This window comes from Actinocrispum wychmicini, from assembly GCF_004345645.1.
In the GTDB taxonomy this organism is placed as follows: Bacteria; Actinomycetota; Actinomycetes; order Mycobacteriales; family Pseudonocardiaceae; genus Kibdelosporangium; species Kibdelosporangium wychmicini.
The window spans coordinates 510,826-530,520 of record NZ_SLWS01000005.1; the positions used below are offsets into that span (position 1 = coordinate 510,826).

18 protein-coding genes, 1 tRNA gene and 1 pseudogene are annotated in these 19,695 nt (G+C 69.4%); 10 read left to right on the forward strand and 10 right to left on the reverse strand.

Annotated elements, in window-relative coordinates; all coding sequences use genetic code 11:
• Positions 1–18 precede the first annotated feature (18 nt).
• A complete protein-coding gene (locus tag EV192_RS24355) occupies positions 19–1,677 on the forward strand; it encodes a fatty acyl-AMP ligase (protein ID WP_132119139.1) in 1,659 nt (552 codons plus the stop codon).
• Here EV192_RS24355 and EV192_RS24360 read toward each other — a convergent pair.
• The 7 genes from EV192_RS24360 to EV192_RS24390 all read right to left on the reverse strand — a co-directional run bounded on the left by EV192_RS24360 (position 1,652) and on the right by EV192_RS24390 (position 8,167).
• Complete coding sequence (locus tag EV192_RS24360) at positions 1,652–2,344, reverse strand: alpha/beta hydrolase (protein WP_132119141.1); 693 nt, start codon at positions 2,342–2,344, stop codon at positions 1,652–1,654. The two genes, EV192_RS24355 and EV192_RS24360, sit on opposite strands and share 26 nt — an antisense overlap.
• 14 nt (positions 2,345–2,358) lie before the next feature.
• Entirely contained in the window at positions 2,359–2,955 is a 597-nt protein-coding gene (pth, locus tag EV192_RS24365) for an aminoacyl-tRNA hydrolase (RefSeq protein ID WP_132119143.1), read from the reverse strand.
• 5 nt (positions 2,956–2,960) lie between these two features.
• On the reverse strand, positions 2,961–3,569 hold the full coding sequence (locus EV192_RS24370) for a 50S ribosomal protein L25/general stress protein Ctc (protein ID WP_132119145.1): 609 nt from the start codon (positions 3,567–3,569) through the stop codon (positions 2,961–2,963).
• A gap of 255 nt (positions 3,570–3,824) precedes the next feature.
• Positions 3,825–4,805: a ribose-phosphate diphosphokinase gene (locus tag EV192_RS24375; RefSeq protein ID WP_132119147.1), complete on the reverse strand. Its 981-nt coding sequence runs from the start codon at positions 4,803–4,805 to the stop codon at positions 3,825–3,827.
• Positions 4,802–6,268, reverse strand: coding sequence for a bifunctional UDP-N-acetylglucosamine diphosphorylase/glucosamine-1-phosphate N-acetyltransferase GlmU (gene glmU / locus EV192_RS24380; protein ID WP_132119149.1), 1,467 nt, complete (start codon positions 6,266–6,268; stop codon positions 4,802–4,804). Before glmU ends, EV192_RS24375 begins: the two co-directional genes overlap by 4 nt.
• A gap of 47 nt (positions 6,269–6,315) precedes the next feature.
• Positions 6,316–8,058, reverse strand: a complete 1,743-nt coding sequence (locus tag EV192_RS24385) for a tetratricopeptide repeat-containing diguanylate cyclase (RefSeq protein ID WP_243727040.1) — start codon at positions 8,056–8,058, stop codon at positions 6,316–6,318.
• A gap of 38 nt (positions 8,059–8,096) precedes the next feature.
• Positions 8,097–8,167, reverse strand: a tRNA-Gln gene (locus tag EV192_RS24390).
• 242 nt (positions 8,168–8,409) lie between these two features.
• Here EV192_RS24390 and EV192_RS24395 point away from each other — a divergent pair.
• The 5 genes from EV192_RS24395 (at position 8,410) to EV192_RS24415 (ending at position 11,533) form a co-directional block, all read left to right on the forward strand.
• Positions 8,410–9,366: an acyl-CoA desaturase gene (locus EV192_RS24395; protein ID WP_132119151.1), complete on the forward strand. Its 957-nt coding sequence runs from the start codon at positions 8,410–8,412 to the stop codon at positions 9,364–9,366.
• A 61-nt stretch (positions 9,367–9,427) separates the two neighbouring features.
• Entirely contained in the window at positions 9,428–10,012 is a 585-nt protein-coding gene (locus EV192_RS24400) for a TetR/AcrR family transcriptional regulator (RefSeq protein WP_132119802.1), read from the forward strand.
• A 111-nt stretch (positions 10,013–10,123) separates the two neighbouring features.
• Entirely contained in the window at positions 10,124–10,465 is a 342-nt protein-coding gene (locus tag EV192_RS24405) for a hypothetical protein (RefSeq protein ID WP_132119153.1), read from the forward strand.
• 226 nt (positions 10,466–10,691) lie between these two features.
• A complete protein-coding gene (locus tag EV192_RS24410) occupies positions 10,692–11,099 on the forward strand; it encodes an SRPBCC family protein (protein ID WP_132119155.1) in 408 nt (135 codons plus the stop codon).
• Entirely contained in the window at positions 11,096–11,533 is a 438-nt protein-coding gene (locus EV192_RS24415; protein WP_243727041.1) for a MarR family winged helix-turn-helix transcriptional regulator, read from the forward strand. The genes EV192_RS24410 and EV192_RS24415 overlap by 4 nt, the downstream gene beginning before the upstream one ends.
• Here the strand turns inward: EV192_RS24415 and EV192_RS24420 are convergent.
• Together EV192_RS24420 and EV192_RS24425 are read right to left on the reverse strand one after the other, a co-directional pair.
• Entirely contained in the window at positions 11,530–11,964 is a 435-nt protein-coding gene (locus tag EV192_RS24420; RefSeq protein WP_132119157.1) for an AMP-binding protein, read from the reverse strand. The two genes, EV192_RS24415 and EV192_RS24420, sit on opposite strands and share 4 nt — an antisense overlap.
• A 5-nt stretch (positions 11,965–11,969) precedes the next feature.
• Complete coding sequence (locus tag EV192_RS24425; protein ID WP_132119159.1) at positions 11,970–13,166, reverse strand: PQQ-dependent sugar dehydrogenase; 1,197 nt, start codon at positions 13,164–13,166, stop codon at positions 11,970–11,972.
• Positions 13,167–13,226: 60 nt separating this feature from the next.
• Here EV192_RS24425 and EV192_RS24430 point away from each other — a divergent pair, with 60 nt between their 5' ends.
• Positions 13,227–13,979 carry an enoyl-CoA hydratase/isomerase family protein gene (locus tag EV192_RS24430; RefSeq protein ID WP_132119161.1) on the forward strand — a complete coding sequence of 251 codons (753 nt, stop codon included), beginning with the start codon at positions 13,227–13,229 and terminating at the stop codon, positions 13,977–13,979.
• Here EV192_RS24430 and EV192_RS24435 read toward each other — a convergent pair.
• Positions 13,976–14,251 carry a hypothetical protein gene (locus tag EV192_RS24435; protein WP_132119163.1) on the reverse strand — a complete coding sequence of 92 codons (276 nt, stop codon included), beginning with the start codon at positions 14,249–14,251 and terminating at the stop codon, positions 13,976–13,978. The genes EV192_RS24430 and EV192_RS24435 overlap by 4 nt on opposite strands.
• A 135-nt stretch (positions 14,252–14,386) precedes the next feature.
• Between EV192_RS24435 and mfd the strand changes: the two genes are divergently transcribed.
• The 3 genes and pseudogenes from mfd to EV192_RS24450 all read left to right on the forward strand — a co-directional run.
• Positions 14,387–17,944, forward strand: a complete 3,558-nt coding sequence (gene mfd / locus EV192_RS24440; RefSeq protein WP_132119165.1) for a transcription-repair coupling factor — start codon at positions 14,387–14,389, stop codon at positions 17,942–17,944.
• Between the two features lie 28 nt (positions 17,945–17,972).
• Positions 17,973–18,965, forward strand: coding sequence for a hypothetical protein (locus tag EV192_RS24445; RefSeq protein ID WP_132119167.1), 993 nt, complete (start codon positions 17,973–17,975; stop codon positions 18,963–18,965).
• A gap of 5 nt (positions 18,966–18,970) precedes the next feature.
• Positions 18,971–19,660, forward strand: a pseudogene (locus EV192_RS24450) (nucleoside triphosphate pyrophosphohydrolase); the annotation flags it as partial.
• Positions 19,661–19,695: the final 35 nt, after the last annotated feature.

A 19,695-nucleotide genomic window follows, 5' to 3' on the forward strand; every position in this document is an offset into this window, starting at 1 on the left:
CCATTTAAGGTCGCGGGTATGAGTCGGTTTGTGGACGTGTTGCTGGCTACCGCCCGCACCAGCGACAAGGGCATCATCCTGGGCGAACCGGGATCGCCGGCGCGCCGCACCTGGGCACAGGTGCACGAGCAGGCCCAGGTGATGGCCGGCGGCCTGGTCGATGGCGGGCTCGCGCCGCGCAGCGCGGTCGCCATCCTGGCCGCGGATCCCGCCCTGATCGCACCCGCCATCCAGGCCGTGTGGCTGTCCGGCGGCAGTGTGACCATGCTGCACCAGCCGACCCCGCGGACGGATCTCGCGGTGTGGGCCGAGGACACCCTGCGCGTCCTGAGCATGATCGACTCGAAGCTGGTGCTGCTCGGCTCGCCCTTCGACCAGCTCGCGCCCGTGCTGACCGAACACGGCATCCCGTACCGGCTGCTGTCCGAACTGAGCGGCACGTTCACCGAACCGGTCGTGGTCAGCGAGAACGACCACGCCTTGCTCCAACTGACGAGCGGCTCCACGGCCGACCCGAAAGCGGTCCGGATCACCCACGGGAACCTGTTCTCGAACATCATGGCCATGGCCGACCGGGCGGCGCTGGACGTGGTGAACGACACGATGGTGTCCTGGCTGCCGCTGTTCCACGACATGGGCATGGTCGGCTTCCTGACCGTGCCGATGACGTTGGGCATCGAACTGGTGAAGGTCACCCCGCCGGACTTCCTGCGCGCGCCGCTGCTGTGGATGGACCTGATCTCGCGGTACCGCGCGACGATCACCGCGGCGCCCAACTTCGCGTACGCCATGGTCGGCAGGCGGATGGGCAACGCGGCCGACGGCGACTACGACCTGTCCACGCTCCGGCTGGCCCTGAACGGCGCCGAACCGATCGACGCGGACGCCGTCAAAGCCTTCACTGACGCAGGCGCACGGTTCAACATGCCCGCGGAGTGCGTGTTCCCCGCGTACGGCATGGCGGAATGCACGCTGGCCGTGTCGTTCGCGCCGCTGTTCACCGGGCTGACCCTGGACTACATCGACGCGCACGCCCTGGAAGTGGACCGCCGCGCGGTTCCTGTGCCCCCGGGCGACGGCGTCCGGTCGTTCGCCGTGCTGGGCAAGCCGTTGCCGGACGTGGAAGCGTCCGTGGTCGCGGAGACCGGTGCGGTGCTGGGGGACCGCGAGGTCGGCGAGATCCGGCTGCGCGGCGCGGCCATCACCCCGGGATACTTCACCGTCGACGGCCCTCGGTCCCTTCAGGACGAAGACGGCTGGATGCCCACGGGCGACATCGGCTACACCATCGACGGGGACATCGTGGTGTGCGGCCGCAACAAGGACGTCATCATCCTCGCCGGCCGGAACATCTACCCCACGGACATCGAGCGCGCCGCGGTCGCGGTGGACGGTGTGCGAGCCGGGAACGCGGTGGCCGTCCGGATCGACGCCGGCACCCGACGGGAGCGGTTCGCGGTCGTGTGCGAGTCCAAAGTGGCCGGTGACCCGGCCGAAGCCGCCCGGATCCGCCGCGAGGTCGCCAGCCGCGTGTTCGAAGCGGTCGAAGCCCGACCGGTCGCGGTGATCGTGCTCGCACCGGGCACCCTGCCGAAAACCCCCTCAGGCAAGCTTCGGCGGGCGGCCGCGGGCGAGCAGTTGCGGGACAGCATCAGGAAAAGCGAGTCAACGGACTGAGGTCCCGCAGCACGAGGTCGGCGGCTTCGAGGACCGCGCGGCGGGACTGCTCGGCGGGGTCAAGGACGTCGAAACCGTGCTGTCCGTCGGGGACGTCGATCAGGCGTACCGCGGTGCCGGCCGCTTCCGCCTCGGCGCGGAAGCGGTCGACTGTGGCCTGCCATTCGGGCCGTTCCCGGCCCACTCTGGTCAGGATCACCGGCCGGCCGGGACCGATGGAGTACGGGATGTCCAGCACCGGATACGTCAGCGCGAGGCAGCGCAGCCATTCGGGCGAGTCCGTCAGCCAACGGCCGATCTGCATGGCCCCGGCGGAGAACGCCCACACCGCGATCCGGTCCGCGTCCACTTCGTCGAGCGCGCGCACCGACTCGACGATCCGGACCAGGCTTTCCGCCATCTCCGGCCATTGCGAAACATCGTGGTATGGCTGGTCGATCACCACCCCGAGCACACCCCGGCCGGCCATGAGCCGTGCGTAGCCCTGGTACATCGGCCAGTGCCGGGGCCGTACCGGGAGTTGGGCCGTGATCGGTCCGGGTACGAAGATCACGGCAGGTAACGGACCTTCGGCGCCATCTGGTTGACACAGGTCGAAATCGGCGTGCTCGGTCACTGTGCCGGACTCCGGGACGTCGACCACGAACTTCATCTCATGCGGCAACATGTGCCAATTCTCGGCTATGACAGGGCGTGGAAGGTGTTCTGGGCCGCCTCAAGGCCGTTCGCCACCAGGGCCGCCACCGCGTCCGCCGCCTTGTCCAGCAGGAAGGGGAGTTCCTTCATCTCGATCTTGGCGAAGTCCTTCAGGACGAAGTCCGCCGGGTCCATCCGGCCAGGTGGGCGGCCGATGCCCACCCGAACCCGGAGATAGTCCTTGGTGCCCAGGGACTTGCTGATCGACCGCAGGCCGTTGTGGCCGTTCTCGCCGCCGCCGAGTTTCAGTCGGACCGTGGCGAACGGCAGGTCCAGTTCGTCGTACACCACGACGATGTCCGCGGGCGCGACCTTGTAGAACCGGGCGATCCCGGCGACCGGGCCGCCGGAGACGTTCATGAACGAACGGGGTTTGGCCAGCACGACCCGGCTGCCGCCGAGCCGGCCCTCCAGGATGTCCGCACCGGCCTTGTGCGCCTTGAACTTCCCGCCGCCGACCCGGTCGGCCAGCTCGTCGACCACGAGCGAGCCGACGTTGTGCCGGTTGCCGGCATAGCGAGGGCCGGGGTTGCCGAGCCCGACCACCACGGTCAGCCCGGCCGTCCCCGGCCCGTCGGACATGTCGCTCAGGCCTCGTCGGACTCGGCGGCCTCAGCCGGGGCCTCGCCGGTGTCGCCCTCGAGCTGCTCGGCCGTTGGCGCCGCGTTCACGGCCACGACCAGCGTGTCCGGGTCGGTCGCCAGGGTCGCGCCCTGCGGCAGCCGCACCTGGGCGGCCAGGACCTGGGTGCCGGCCGTGGTGCCGTCGATCGACAGCTCGACCTGATCCGGGATGTGCAGGGCCTCGACCTCGATGGTGATCGTGGTCAGGCCCTGGGTGACCAGGGTGCCGGACGCCGGTTCACCGGTCAGCACGACCGGGACCTCGACGCTGACCTTCTCGCCGCGCTTCACCAGCAGCAGGTCGACGTGCTCGATGTAGTTCTTGATCGGGTGGGTGGTGACGGTCTTGGTCAGCGCGAGCTCGGACTTGGAGTCCACGTCGAGCGTCAGGACGGCGTTCTGGCCGTGCTCACGGACGACACGGGCGAACTCGAGCGCCGGCAAAGCCAGGTGCTTCGGGTCGGAACCGTGGCCGTAGAGCACCGCGGGGATCTTGCCGGCGCGGCGGGTGCGGCGCGCGGCGCCCTTGCCGAATTCGGTACGCGACTCGGCGGCAAGACGGACCTCGGACACGGTGATGCTCTCCTGTACTGACAACGTCGGGGGACGTCGGGGCGGGTAGAAGCAGGCGGGTAGGTCGTCATCGCGGCGGCGGCAGGCATGTGGACACGCGGCAACCGAACCAGCCGCGTCGATCACGCCAAGCTCATCGGAGCCGGGCCTCGCCGAGACAACCCCGATAGTTTACGTCAGCTTCGCGCCCACGTCGCCGGGGGTCCCCGGACACACGTGTGCCCCCGAGAAGAATCGGGGGCACACGGCGGAGAACTAGGCGTTGCCGTCGAACATGCTCGTCACCGAGCCGTCCTCGAAGACCTCCTGGATCGCGCGGGCCAGCATCGGGGCGATGGACAGCACTGTCATGCCCGGGAACCGCTTCTCCGGCGGGATCGGGAGGGTGTTGGTGAAGATCACCTCGCGGGCCTTGCAGTTCGCCAGGCGTTCGGTGGCCGGGTCGGACAGGATGCCGTGGGTCGCCGCGATCACCACGTCGGAGGCGCCCGCGTCGAGCAGGGCGTCGCAGGCCTTCACGATCGTGCCACCGGTGTCGATCATGTCGTCGACCAGCACGCAGAGCCGACCGGCGACCTCACCCACGACCCGGTTGGCGACCGCCTCGTTGGGTTTGAGCGGGTCGCGGGTCTTGTGGATGAACGCGATCGGGCGGTCCCCCAGGTAGGACGCCCACTTCTCGGCCAGCCGGACCCGGCCGGAGTCGGGGGAGACCACGGTGATGTCCGAGCCGCCGTAGGTGGCTTCGATGTGGCCGGCCAGGATGGACTGGGCGAACAGGTGGTCCACCGGGCCGTCGAAGAAGCCCTGGATCTGGGCGGTGTGCAGGTCGACCGTCATGATCCGGTCGGCGCCCGCGGTCTTGAAGATGTCCGCGATCAGCCGCGCCGAGATCGGCTCCCGGCCCTTGTGCTTCTTGTCCTGCCGGGCGTACGGGTAGAACGGCATGATCACGGTGATCCGCTTGGCGCTCGCCCGCTTCAGAGCGTCCACCATCAGCAGCTGTTCCATCACCCACTGGTTGATCGGCTCGGTGTGGCTCTCGATCACGAACGCGTCCGTGCCGCGCACCGACTCGTTGAACCGCACGAAGATCTCGCCGTTGGCGAAGTCGTACGCGGCCTGTGGGGTGATCCGCACGTTCAGTACCTTGGCCACTTCCTCGGCCAGCTCCGGGTGCGCACGGCCGGAGAACAGCATCAGCTGCTTTTTCGGGGTCCCGGACTTGGCGGTCATGACTTTGTCTCCTCAGGATCTGCGAGCGCCCGCTCGGCCGCTTCCGCGGCGGCGGTGCCCGGCCGGCGCCGCAGCACCCAGCCGTCGAGATTTCGTTGCGGCCCACCAGAAACGGCGAGCGCGCCCGGTGGTACGTCCGCCCGGATCACAGTACCCGCGCCGCTGTAGGCGCCGTCACCGACCGTCACCGGCGCGACGAACATGTTGTCCGAGCCGGTGCGGACATACGAACCGACCGTCGTGCGGTGCTTGTTCACCCCGTCGTAGTTGACGAAGACACTGGCGGCGCCGATGTTGCTGTGCTCGCCGATGGTCGCGTCGCCCACGTACGACAGGTGCGGCACTTTGCTGCCCGTACCGATCTCGGAGTTCTTCACCTCTACGAACGTACCGATCTTGCCGCGGTCGCCGAGGCTGGTGCCCGGCCGCAGGTACGCGTACGGACCCACCGACGCGCCCGCGCCGATCGTCGAGTCAGAACCGTGCGTGCGAATGACTTTCGCCCCCTCGCCCACGGCGACGTTCGCCAACGTCGTGTCCGGGCCGATGATGGCTCCCTCCCCGACAGTGGTCGACCCTTGCAGTTGGACGCCGGGACACAGCACGACATCCCTCGACAGGGTTACCCCGGCGTCGACCCAGACACTCCCCGGATCGACCACGGTCACGCCGTCGCGCATCCAGCGTTCCAGCACCCGTCGGTTCAGCTCGGCGCCCAACCTGGCCAGTTGAACCCGGTCGTTGACCCCTTCGACCTGCCACTCGTCCTCGCACACCAGCGCGCCGACCCGCCTGCCGTCGGACCGGGCGATGCCCAGCACGTCGGTCAGGTACAGCTCGCCCTGGGCGTTGTGCGGGGTGATCCGCCGCAAGCCGTCGGTGAGGACGGCCGCGTCGAACGCGTAGATCCCGGAGTTGATCTCCGCGATCGCGAGCTGCTCGGCGGACGCGTCCTTGTGCTCGACGATCGCGGTGACCGCGTCGGCGGTGTCGCGGACGATCCGGCCGTAGCCCGACGGGTCCGACACGACCGATGTGAGCACAGTGACCGCGTTGCCCGAATCGCTGTGCTCGGTCAACAGTGCGGCGAGCGTCGACGTTTCCAACAACGGGACGTCACCGTAGGTGACGACCACCGTTCCGGTCACTGTGCCCGGCAGTTCGGCCAGGGCACAGGACACCGCGTGCCCGGTGCCTTTCTGCTCGGCCTGCACGGCCACCGTGATCTTGCGGTCCAGCTGCTCGGTCAGGCCGTCGAGATGCTCGGTGACGGCGGCCCGGCCGTGCCCGACGACCACCACCAGATGGTCGGGCGCCCGGCCCGCGGCGGCCCGCACCGCGTGCTCGACCAGCGGGCGCCCGGCGATCGGATGCAGCACCTTGGGGGTGGACGACCGCATCCGAGTTCCCTCGCCCGCGGCCAGGACAACAATGCTGAGCTGGGCGTTCCCACCCTCTGGCATCAGCGATCTCCCTGCGGAATCCGTTCGGATAACACCAGGTGACGATCCTACGTCGCCTCGGGACCCACCCACGCGGGGTCATCGACCAACCGGCCGGACGCCGCTGTCTCCGTGCTCATGGTCACCGCGGCGACACCGTTGCCGCCGCTGCGTTTCGCTTCGTACATGGCCGCGTCGGCACGCGCGAGCGCACGCGCCGCGGTCTCCTGAGGACGCAGTGCGACCACACCGACGGACAGAGTCACGCCGTGCGAGAGATCCGCCGGGAGTTTGGAAACGGCGCTGACGGCACGGTTCAGCGCGGCTTCGGCGGCGTGCAGTGGCGCACCGGGCAACAGAACGACGAATTCGTCACCGCCGTAGCGCGCGACCATGTCTCCGCCGCGCAGCGCGTCGCGGACCGTGCTCGCCACGACGCGCAACACGTCGTCGCCTTCCGCGTGCGAGAACTGGTCGTTCACTTCCTTGAAGCCGTCCAAGTCCACCAGCGCGAGCGCCAACGGATGGTTGCCGGACGTCGCGGACAGCGCCTCAAGGCGGTCGTCGAGCGCGCGGCGGTTGGGCAGACCGGTCAGCGGGTCCTGCAACGCCTGCTTCTCCATGGCGCCGTGCTTGCGGGTCAGCCGCTCGTGCTCGCGGCGCGTGTTGAGCGTCGCGATCCGGGACGCGCGCATGTCCCACAGCTGGGTTTCCAGCTCGGTGGCGTAGTTCTCCAGCGCGCTCATCGTGCGCTCGCCGCCGTCCGGGCCGGACAGCCGGGCGAACTCACGGATCAGGCACAGCCGCAGGGTCGCCTCGGACGGGTCGTCCTCCAGCGCCTCCCTGGCCTCGGCGAGGACGTCCACGGCCTCGTCGACCAGCCCGGTGTGCTCAAGGCAGCGGGCCAACGCGATCGCCGTGATGATCAGCTCACGGCTGTACCGGGCGCTCGGCCGCAACGTGAAAAGCCGTTCCACGTGGTCGGCCGACGGCAGCGCGAACGCGTGCGCCGCCGCCACGATGGGCAGCTGGTCGGCGGCGGAGAGATCGGTCCGGCGGGGGAACAGCGACTCCTTGAACGGGCCTTCGACCGACATCGCCAGCGCGGCGGCCCGTTCGAACTTGGTGGCCGCGACGTCCTCCTGGCCGACCCGTTCCAGCCGCAGGCCCCAGCCGATCAGCATCCGGATCCGGTTGATCATGTGCACCGAGATCTGGTGCGGGCCGCCGCTGTCCCGGATGCAGCCGTTGGCCCGTGCCATCACCTGGTCGGCGTCCTCGTACACACCGAGCTGGGTGAGCACCAGGCCGATGTCCATCAGGGTGGACGCCAGCAGGATGTCCCACTTGCGGCGGCCGATCGTGACGTCCGGGTTCGGGTCGTCGTCCAGCATCGCCAACGCGATCGCGGCCTCGGTCAGCGCCGCGTCCTCGGCGCCGCCCATCAGCATCAGCCGGCCGCTCAGCGCGTGCGCGTCGGCCTCCAGGACGAGCAGGCCATGCCGTCGGGTGTGCATGAGCATCTCGTCGAGTAAAGGCTGCGTGGTGGTGGCCAGTCCGGAGGTCACCAGCCGCACGGCGACAGCCGCCCGCAGCAACTGGCCGACCATCCTCGGCTCGCCGCGGTGCTGCGCCTCGGCGAGCATCTGGTCCACTTCCTCGACGTGCTGGACCTGCTCGGGATGCGCCGCGCTCTGCGTGGTGGCCAACAGTTCGCTGGCACGACCGACCAGCCACGCGTCGGACTTCTCGTCCAGCGCGGGCGGGTGCTCCTCGTCCGGGTTCTGGCGCAGCGGTGCACCCCCTGCCAACGGTTCGGCTTGCCGACTAGGACTGACCAACCTGACCGCTCCGCCGCCAGGGATCGAACCTGGACCATCAGAACCAAAATCTGAGGTGCTGCCTTTACACCACGGCGGACTGGACCAGCGAGGTCCCACGGTTGGACATCGTCGCACGAGCAGGGGTGGGCGGCGAGAGACACCCGGCCGAATTCGCTGCCATGTACTACCCGAATGGGCGTTAGCAGCGTCACATGCGATCGGCCGGCATGCGTGCTAGGCAACTGTTGAGGCTGGCGCGGGACGCGCCGATCAACCTACCCTGTCGTAAGTTACGAGTTCGTAGGTAAGGCTGACCTAAGTCAGACGTGAGGTGTGTGAATGACGACTACCCTCGACAAGTCCGAGGAGCGGGAGTCCTCCCAGGGGCCGCGGCCCCTGCTCGAGGGCCAGCGGAACCTGGCGACGCAGATCGCCGTGTACGCGTTCATCTTGCTGCCGTTCGCGGCGCTCATCGCGGCCGTTCCCCTGATGTGGGGATGGGGGCTGAGCTGGCTGGACGTCGGGCTGTTCGCGGCGTTCTACACGTTCACGCTCCTCGGTGTCACGGTCGGCTACCACCGGCTGTTCACGCACAACTCGTACAAGGCGAAACGGCCGATGCGGATCATGCTGGCGGTCATGGGCAGCATGGCCGTCCAGTCGCCGCCGATCACCTGGGTCGCCGACCACCGGCGGCACCACGCGTTCTCCGACCGCGACGGCGACCCGCACTCACCCTGGCTGTTCGGCACGTCACCGCTGGCCCTCGCGCGCGGCTTCTGGCACGCCCACATGGGCTGGATCTTCGAACGTGACGTGACCAACAAACAGCGGTTCGCCCCCGACCTGATGGCCGACAAGGACATCGTCCGGGTGAACAAGCTCTTTGTGTTCTTCACCACGTTGACCTTCCTGCTGCCCGCGGTGCTCGGCGGCCTGATCACGTGGTCCTGGTGGGGCGCGCTGACCGCGTTCTTCTGGGCCGGCTTCGTCCGGGTCGCGGTCCTGCACCACATCACCTGGTCCACCAACTCGATCTGCCACATGATCGGCGAGCGCCCGTTCAAGAGCCGGGACAAGGCGGCCAACTTCTGGCCGCTGGCGATCCTGTCGGCCGGCGAGTCGTGGCACAACCTGCACCACGCCGACCCGACATGCGCCCGGCACGGCGTGCAACGCGGCCAGATCGACATCTCCGCGCGGACAATCTGGATCTTCGAGAAGTTCGGCTGGGTGTACGACGTCCGCTGGCCCACCGAGCAGCGCCTGGCCCGCCTGGCCGTCGGCAAGGACTGATTTCGCCTACTGTGTCCGGGTGGCGGCCAGACGACGAGCACAGGCGGCGGCACGGGTCCGAATGACCGGGACCCAGCGCCGCCAGCAACTGCTGGACGTCGCCCGGGCACTGTTCGCCGAGAAAGGATACGACGGCGCGTCGGTCGAAGAGATCGCCAACCGCGCCGGCGTGAGCAAACCCGTTGTGTACGAACACTTCGGCGGCAAAGAAGGAATCTACGCGGTCGTCGTCGACCGCGAGATGGACGAACTGCTGACCGCCATCACCGCCTCGCTGTCCACCGACATGAACCCGCGGATCCTGTTGGAACGGGCCGCGTCGGCGTTGCTGGACTATGTGGACTCATCCACCGACGGCTTCCGGATCCTGGTGCGTGACTCGCCCGTGGCCAGCTCGACCGGAACGTTCTCGTCACTGCTGTCGGACATCGCCAGCCATGTGGAGCACATCCTCGGCGTGCACTTCAGCGCCCGCGGCTACGACGCCAAACTGGCCGCGCTGTACGCCCAGGCCCTCGTGGGGATGGTGGCGCTGACCGGCCAGTGGTGGCTGGACGTCCGCCGGCCACGCAAAGAAGAAGTAGCCGCCCATCTGGTGAACCTGGCCTGGAACGGCCTGTCCAACCTGGAACACAAACCTCGCTAGAGACGCGCCGGGGAGGGGCAGGAGTTACGCGGGCACGCCGGCTGTGGCAGGCGGCGGAGGCGGGTCGTGGCACCGGCGACAGGCAGTGACAGGCAGTGACAGGCGGCGGCAGTGGGCGAGCGGTTGTCGCTGGTGGCGGCGGCAGGCTGTGGCGGGCGGCAGCGGCGGCAGGTGGCGGTAACGCACGTGGTGGCAGGTGGCAGGTGGCGGGTGGCGGGGGAGGCGGGGCCGGCGTGGGCACGGCGGGCGGCCCGCAGCAAGCGGCAGCACTGGGCAGGCACAGCAAGCGGCAAGTGGTGGGGTGCGCGCGGGCATGGCGGCTGTGGCAGGCGGCGGCAGCAGTGGGCGAGCGGTTGGTCGCTGGTGGCGGCAGGCGGTGGCGGGCGGCAGCGGCGGCGGGTGGCGGTGACGCACGTGGCGGCGGTGGCGGGTGGCGGCGGGTGGCGGTGGTAGGCGAAGAACCCGTTGACAGAGGTTCGGTTTTACATGGGGCGCGGTGGTTTTAAGCTGGCTGCGGCGGCAGGCCCAAAAGACGCCCCAGCGAAGAACCTGGCGGAGTGAACCAGAGACCCCTTGGCCTGCCGGCGTAGTCGGCTTGCAACCGCCGCGGGGGTCCCCATGTCAAACCGAACCGGAAGACCCCTTGCCAAGATAATAAGCGCGCATATAATATGCACGCATGACAAACTACGAGTACGAACACACCGAGACCACGACCGCCAAGACCAACGCCGTCTGGGCACTCTGGGCGAACGTCAACCGCTGGACCGACTGGGACACCTCGGTGAAAAGCGTGACCATCGACGGCCCGTTCGAAGTCGGCAGCACCGGCACGATGATCATCGACGGGCAGCCGCCGATCCCGTACCGACTGGTCGAGGTCACCGCGGGTCGCAGCTTCGCCGACGTCACCGAGATCCCCGGCGCGACGCTCCGGTTCGTCCACACACTCGACGAGGTCGACGGCCGGACCGTGGTGACCCACCGGGTCGAGATCGAGGGCGAGCAGGCCGCCGAACTCGGGCCGATGGTCACCGAGGACGTGCCGGACGCCGTGCGGGGACTGGTGAAGCTGGCGGAGGCGTGACCGTCCAGACCCGGTTCGGCGGCCCGGAACGCAGCCCGGGTTTCCTGTTGTGGCGGGTGACGCTCGCATGGCAACGGGCCATGCGGGCCGCGCTCGCGCCGCACGACCTGACGCACGTCCAGTTCGTCCTGCTGGCGACCGGCTGGTGGCTGGGCCGCCACGAACCGCCGACCCAGCAGACGCTCGCCGAACGCGCCGGCACGGACACGATGATGACCAGTCAGGTCATCCGGAAACTCGCCGAGCGCGGACTCGTGACCAGGCAGGAGGATCCCGCCGACGCGCGGGCGAAACGGATCACGGTGACCAGCGCGGGCCTGAAAGTGCTCAAGTCCGCGCTGGCCGATGTGGAACAGGTCGACGTCGAGTTCTTCGCCCGGCTGGGCCGGCGCACGGATGGCTTTGTCGACGGGCTGGCGTCCCTCGTGGACTAGGTGATCACCGCGACCTCGCCGCGCAGCAGGCACAGCAGGAAACCGTCCAGGCGGTCCGACAGGTCCTCGTAGGTCTGGGGTTGGCCGGCGTCGTCATACCGGGCGACGTGGTCCGGCTTGGTGGTGATCAGCAACGGCTCCTCTTCGGACGCAAGCAGTTCGTGGATCCGCGCTTCGGTGACCACGATGTCCCCGCCAACCGTTGCGCCCAAAGCGAAACAGGCCAGGTACGTGGCCACGGCCTCAGGGGTGACCGCGGTGTCCACCGTGACGCCGACTCCCTGGCGGACACCGTTCGCGCGCAGCCCGCCGGCGATACTGCGGACCATCGCGAGCAGTTCGGTGTTGGTCACCTTGCGGCCGTCGTGCTCGATCACCACACGTCCGGGCTCGGCGCGCAGCGCGGTGAACACATCGTCAGGGAATGTCATGCGCACTAGTCTCGCGTGACCCGCAGGAGCTTGTCGTCGGACCCGTTCGACGTGGTGATGTAGAGGGCGCCGTCCGGGCCCTGCCGGGCCGCGCGCAGGCGGCCGAACTTGTCGTTGAACTCGGGCGGGATCGAAACCGACTGCACGTTCGCCTGGGCGTCGAGCTTGAACAGGATCACCTTCGCGCCCTTGAGCGCGGTCACCACGAGGTCGCCGTCCAGGTCGCCCCACTGCGGGCCGGACAGGAACGTCGCCGCGCACACCGCCTCGGTCGTTTCGCCAGACTCCCACTTCGCCGGGATCGCGTTCGGGAACCGCTTCAGGTCCGTCATGGGCACGTTCTCGTCGTAGCCGCCCTTGGTCCCGCCCTTGGACGGATCCCAGCCGTAGTTGCCGCCGGCCTGGATCAGGTTCACCTCGTCGTTCTTGTCCGGACCGTGCTCGGCGGTGACGATCTGGCCGGTGCCCGGACGGATCGCGACACCCTGGAGGTTGCGGTGGCCGTACGTGTAGACGAGCCGCTCCTTCGGGTTGCTCGCGCCGGCGAACGGGTTGCCCTCGGCCGGGCCGCCGGTGGCCAGCGTCAGCCGCAGGACCTTGCCGCCGAGCTTCGTCCGGTCCTGGGAGACGTCCGCGGCCGCGGTGTCGCCGGTGCCGACGAGCAGGGCGCCGTCCGCGGCGATGGCCGGCCGGCAGCCGGAGTGCCGGCCGCTCTGGTTCACCGGCAGCCCCGCCAGCAGGACACCCACCTTGGTCGCGCTCGTGCCGTCCTCGGACAGCTGCCAGCGGACCAGCCGGATGTCCACCGCCCTGCCGTTCTCCTGGTGGTCCTGGCACGTGATGAACTGCCGGGTGATCGCGAAGTCCGGCTGCGGGACCATGCCAAGCAACCCGCCCTCACCGGCCACGAGCACGTCCGAGAAGTCGGCCCGCACCTGCGTGACGGTCGCGCCCGGCCGGGTCGACGACAGCAGCGCGAGCTTGCCGGGCCGCTGGCTGACCAGGGCCTTCCCGTCCGGCAGGAACGCGATGTCCCAGCCGTGTTCCAGGCCGCCGGCCACCTCCTCGATCTTCAACGCGGGTGGACGGGCCTCGCTGGGTTTCGTCGTCCCGCCGGGCGACCCCGGGACCTGCCCGGGGGAGCTGGTGGCGGTGCATCCGGACATCAGGCCGACCAGGAGGAGCAAGCCGATTCGCCGCATGGCCCACAGAATGCGTCACAGTGTGTCCGGTAGGTGTGTGATCTCCCCGAGAATGGGCCCATGCACCTGAGGCTGGAGACCGCCGGGGCCGTGGCGACGCTGACGATCGACCGCCCGGCCAAGCGCAACGCGATGTCGTTCGACATGTGGTCGGCCATCCCCGGCCTGCTCGCGGCGGTCCCGGACACCGCGCGGGTGCTGCTCATCCAGGGCGGCGACCACTTCTCCGCGGGCGCCGACATCAGCGAGTTCGAGACGTTGCGGTCCGGCGCTGACGGCGCGGCGCGCTACAGCGACGCCGTGCACGCCGCCGAGCGCGCGATCGCGATGTTCGACCGGCCGACCATCGCGGTGATCAACGGGGTCTGTGTCGGCGGCGGATGTGAGATCGCCCTCGCGTGCGACCTGCGGATCGCCGCCGACACCGCGCGGTTCGGCATCACCCCGGCCAAGCTGGGCATCGTCTACCACTTCACGTCCACGAAGAAGCTGGTCGACGCGGTCGGGCCGGCGTGGGCGCGGCAGATCCTGTTCACCGCCGAGATCGTCGACGCCGCCACCGCGTTGCGGATCGGCCTGGTCAACGAGCTGCACCCGGCGCCGGCCCTGCAGGACCGCGCCAAAGAACTCGCCGAGACCATCGCGTCCCGGTCCCAGGTGAGCCTGCGCGGCGCCAAGACGATCATCCAGATGATCACCGAGAACCAGCCCGAAGATGCCGACGTGCACGCGCTCTACGACAACGCCGTGCACAGCGCGGACTACGCGGAAGGCGTGCGGGCGTTCCTGGAGAAGCGGTCACCGAGGTTCTAGTTCGTACGCATGACGATTCGCGCAAGGGTGGCCTTGGCGAGGACCTCGGCGTCCGGATCGCCTTCGAGACCTCGCATGATGGCCCGCAGGCGTTCGTCCGGGTCGTCGAGCAGCATCGACAGCTCCTTCCACGCGGGCGGGAACCCCGGGAAGCGCCGCACGAGGCCCTGGCGGATCTCGGTCTTGCGCACTCGGTCGGCCAACCATTCGAGCTGGATGAACGCCCTGCTGAAGCCGGGGACGAGCGTTCCGGCACGCTCGCGGCGGAGCATGTCGAGTGTGGTCTTGCAGGTGAGATCCCCTGGTGAGAGGCGTCCTGCGGCGCGGCTGTCAGACCCCCGACGTAAGCTGATTGGCGAGTACGTCGCGGGTCTGTCCGCCCGCGTTCTCGGCCAAGGGGATGCCAGGTGACTCACGCTCCGCTCGCCGGTCTGTTGGCCGGCTTGTCCGACGATCCCGCGACCAGGGCGGTCGCTGAGGCTGTCGGCGCGCCCACCTACGAGCTGGAAGGCCCGCAGTCGGTGCGTCCGCTGGTGGCCGCGACGATGGCGGCGAGCTCGACTGTGCTCGCGGTCACCGCGACCGGCAGAGAGGCCGACGATCTGACCGCGGCCCTCGGCGACCTGCTCGGCAACGAGTCGGTGGTGTCGTTTCCCTCGTGGGAGACGTTGCCGCACGAGCGTTTGTCGCCGCGCGCGGACACGGTCGCGCAGCGGTTGTCGGTGTTGCGGCGGCTCGCGCATCCCGACGGCAGCCCGATCAAGGTCATCGTGTCCACGGTCCGCAGCCTGATCCAGCCGATGGCGCCGGGCCTGGGCGAGCTGGTCCCGGTCGAGCTGACCACCGGCACCGAGCACGACTTCGAGGGGATTGTCGAACGGCTCGTCGAGTTGGCTTACTCCCGCGTGGACATGGTCGAGAAACGCGGCGAGTTCGCGGTGCGCGGCGGCATTCTCGACCTGTTCCCGCCGACCGCCGACCATCCGTACCGGGTGGAGTTCTGGGGCGACGAGGTCAGCGAGATCCGGCCGTTCGCCGTGGCCGACCAGCGGTCCCTGCCGACCAAGGTGACCACGGTGGTCGCGTCGCCGTGCCGGGAGTTGCTGCTGACCGAGGACGTGCAGCGGCGCGCGGCGGACCTCGCGACCGAGCACCAGCACGACACGCACCTGGCCGAGATGCTGGTCAAACTGGCCGGTGGGATCCCGGTCGAGGGCATGGAGGCGCTCATCCCCGTGCTGTGCGTGGGCGAGTTGGAGCTGCTCACGGACGTGCTGCCGGACGGGTCGCACGTGCTGGTCATCGACCCGGAGAAGATCCGGACGCGCGCGCACGACCTGGTCCGGACCGGTCAGGAGTTCCTGGAGGCCTCCTGGATGGCCGCGGCGGGCGGCGGCAAGGCACCGATCGACCTGGGCGCGTCGGCGTACCGCGAGCTGGGCGAGGTGGTGACGCACGCGCGGGACACCGGCCGGTGCTGGTGGACGTTGAGCCAGCTGACCGGCGCCGACGGTGTGGTCCCGCTGGGGATCAAGCCGGTCGACACGTACCGCGGGGACATCGAGCGGGCCTTCACGGACCTGCGTGCGCACACCGCGGCGGGTGGCGCGGCCGTCCTGGTGGTGCCTGGTTCGGGTACTGCCCAGCGTGCGGTCGAGCAACTGGGCGAGGCGGAGGTGCCCGCGCGGTTCGCGTCGGACGGTCTCGTCGAGGCGCCCGCCAAGGGTTTGGTCACGGTTGTGCGCGGCGCGTTGGAGGACGGGTTCGTGGCGCCGGACTCGGCGCTGGTGGTGCTGACCGAGACGGACATGACCGGCGGCCGGCACGGAACGTCCACAAAGGACATGTCGGCCAAGATGCCGTCCCGGCGGCGCAACGCGGTCGACCCGCTGGCGTTGCGGACCGGCGACTACGTCGTGCACGAGCAGCACGGCATCGGCAAGTACATCGAGATGGTCCAGCGGACGGTCGCCGGAGCGACCCGCGAGTACCTGGTGCTGGAGTACGGCTCGTCCAAACGCGGCCAGCCGGGCGACCGGCTGTTCGTGCCCACCGACCAGCTGGACGAGGTCTCCCGGTACGTCGGCGGCGAGATGCCCACGCTGAACAAGCTCGGCGGCTCGGACTGGAAGAACACGAAAGCCAAGGCGCGCAAGGCGGTCAAGCAGATCGCGGCCGAGCTGGTCCAGCTCTACGCGGCCCGGCAGTCCGCGCCAGGGTACGCGTTCGGGGCGGACACGCCGTGGCAGCGGGAGCTGGAGGACGCGTTCCCGTTCACCGAGACCGTCGACCAGATGGCCGCGATCGACGAGGTCAAGGCGGACATGCAACGCGGTGTCCCGATGGACCGGGTGATCTGCGGCGACGTCGGCTACGGCAAGACCGAGATCGCGGTCCGCGCGGCGTTCAAGGCGGCGCAGGACGGCAAGCAGGTCGTCGTGCTCGTGCCGACCACCTTGTTGGCGCAACAGCACCTGAACACGTTCGCCGAACGGATGCGGTCGTTCCCGGTGAACGTCAAGGGCCTGTCCCGGTTCACCGACGCGGGCGAGTCCGAGCAGGTCATCGCCGGCCTCGCGGACGGCGAGGTGGACATCGTGATCGGCACGCACCGGCTGCTACAGACCGGGATCAGGTACAAGGACCTCGGCCTGGTGGTCGTCGACGAGGAGCAGCGGTTCGGCGTCGAGCACAAGGAGCACATCAAGGCCCTGCGCACGCACGTGGACGTTCTCACCATGTCCGCCACGCCGATCCCGCGGACGCTGGAGATGTCGCTGGCCGGCATCCGGGAGATGTCCACGATCCTGACCCCGCCGGAGGACCGGCACCCGATCCTGACGTACGTCGGCTCGTACGACGAGAAGCAGGTCGGCGCCGCGATCCGGCGTGAGCTGCTGCGCGACGGCCAGGTGTTCTACGTGCACAACCGGGTGTCGTCGATCGAACGGGCCGCCAAGCGGATCCGTGAACTGGTGCCGGAGGCGCGGGTGGTGACCGCGCACGGGCAGATGAACGAGGACCGGCTGGAGAAGATCATCCAGGGCTTCTGGGAGCGGGAGCACGACGTCCTGGTGTCCACCACGATCGTGGAGACCGGCCTGGACATCTCCAACGCCAACACGTTGATCGTCGAACGCGGTGACCTGCTGGGACTGGCTCAGCTGCACCAGTTGCGCGGACGCGTGGGCCGCGGGCGCGAGCGTGGGTACGCGTACTTCCTGTACCCGCCGGAGGCGCCGCTGACCGAGACCGCGCACGACCGGCTGGCGACCATCGCGCAGAACACCGAGTTGGGCGCCGGGATGGCGGTGGCCATGAAGGACCTGGAGATCCGCGGCGCCGGCAACATCCTGGGCGCCGAACAGTCCGGACACATCGCCGGCGTCGGGTTCGACCTGTACGTCCGGCTTGTCGGCGAGGCCGTGGAGGCGTTCCGGAAACACGCGGGCGCGGACACGCCGGAAGCCGAGGAGGAGCTGGCGGACGTCCGGGTGGATCTGCCGGTGGACGCGCACATCCCGCACGACTACGTGCCCGGCGAGCGGCTGCGGCTGGAGGCGTACCGCAAGATCGCCGCGGCCCGCGACGCGGCGGAACTGGCGGGTGTGGCCGAGGAGCTGAAGGACCGGTACGGCACGCCGCCGCTGCCGGTGGAGCGGCTGTTCGGCGTCGCCACCTTCCGGCACACATGCCGGGCGCACGGCGTCACCGAGGTCACCACGCAGGGCAGCTCGATCCGGTTCACCCCGCTGGACCTGCGGGACTCCCAGCTGGTCCGGCTGAAGCGGCTGCACCCCAAGGCGAACTACAAGGCGGTGACGAACACCGTGACCGTGCCCCGGCCGACCGAAGGCCCGGCCGGTGGCCGGATGGGCGCGCCGCCGCTGCGCGATCAGGACCTGCTGGACTGGTGTGCCAGGTTCCTGGAGTCCCTTGTCATCGCCCCGGCCCCGGTCGGGTGACCCCAGGCACTATGAGAGGCTTGCGACTGTGACGACTGCCATGCGCCGTTCCGTTGTATTGATCGCCGCGGCTACCACGCTGGTAGCGGGTTGCAGTACCGGTCAGGGCGACCCCTCTGTGGCCGTGGCCGTCGGCGGGGTGAACTTGGCCACCGTCGACCAGGTGCAGCAGCAGCTGAGCGACCTGCTCACGAACAACCAGCAGGCGCAGGACATGGCCAAACAGCGCCAGCTGGACCAGGTGGCCCGGGGCATCGTCACCCAGGACGTGTTGCACGTGCTGACCGCCGAGGCGGCCAAGCAACAGAACGTGACAGTCGACGAGAGCCTGGTCACCCAGCTCGCGCCGATTCTGACCGCCCCGCCGCAGCAGCAACAGGGCACGGACGCCGACCCGGCCGCCCAGACGACCGCGGTCGTGAACGCCGCCTTCCCGGCCACCGACGTGGCCCGGGACAAGGTCATCCAGATGCAGTTGGGCCGCAAGTCGGTCGGCACCGTCAGCGTCACCGCCGACGTGGCCATCCTCAGCGACCAGAACGAGGCCCGCTCGCTGGCCAACCGGATCGCCCAGAGCCCGGACAAGGCGGTCCCCCTGATCCAGAGTGCCAAGTCCATGGTCCAGGATCCCTTTGTCGACCGCAGGTTCGGCTATCGGGCCAGCGACAAGCAACACGATCCGGCGAACCAGATCGTGGGCGTCGCCGCGCAGCCGTTCATGTACGTCCCGGCCGGCAGCGTGCTCATGTGGCGGCTGACCGGTGAGCAGGGCGGCTACGCCGTGATCTACATCAAGGACCGGCAGACCGGCCCTGCTCCGGCCGACCTGGACCTCAGCCAGGTCAATCCCCTGCAGTTCGTCGACGTGGGCAAGTTCTCCCTGGTGCCGCTCGCGTTGCAGCGCGGCGTCAAGCCGAACCAGCGGTACGGCGAGTGGGACATGGTCAACATGCAGGTGATCTCCGCCAGCGAGGCCGCCACCGGCAGTTTCGTGATCGCCCCGGCGAACCCCAAGCAGTGACGCGCGGCGAACGTCTGCTGGAGGCGGTGGCGGTGATGAACCGCCTCCGGTCTCCCGGCGGATGCCCGTGGGACGCCGAGCAGACCCATGACTCGCTGCGGAAGTACCTGATCGAGGAGTGCTTCGAGCTGATCGAGGCCATCGAGGACGGCGACCGCGCGGCGCTGCGTGAGGAACTCGGCGACGTGTTGCTGCAGGTGCTGTTCCACGCACGGGTGGCCGAGGAGGACCCGGCCGACCCGTTCTCCATCGACGACGTCGCCGACGCGCTGGTCGCGAAGCTGGTCGGCCGGCACCCGCACGTCTTCGCGGGCGGTGACCCGGCGGTCCGGGACAGCTCCACCCAGCAGCAGCGCTGGGAGGAACTGAAGCAGGACGAGAAGCAGCGGGAGTCCAGTATCGACGGTGTCGCCATGGGACAGCCGGCGCTGGCGCTGGCGGCGAAGCTGGCCCAGCGGACCGGCCGCGCCGGGTTCCCGGCGGACCTGCTGCCGTCCGGTGACGGGGCGGCGGCCAGGATCTTCGCGATGGCCGCCGAGGCCCGGCTGGCCGGCGAGGACCCGGAGGGCGAGGTCCGGGCGGTGGCGCGGAAGTTCGCCGAAGACGTCCGAACGGCCGAACGCGCGGCCCGGGACGCCGGCAAGGACCCCGCGACCATGACGGCCGCCGACTGGCACACCTTCTGGCCGCACTGACGCGGGCGCGGAAAGGCGGATGCGGGGGCGGGTAA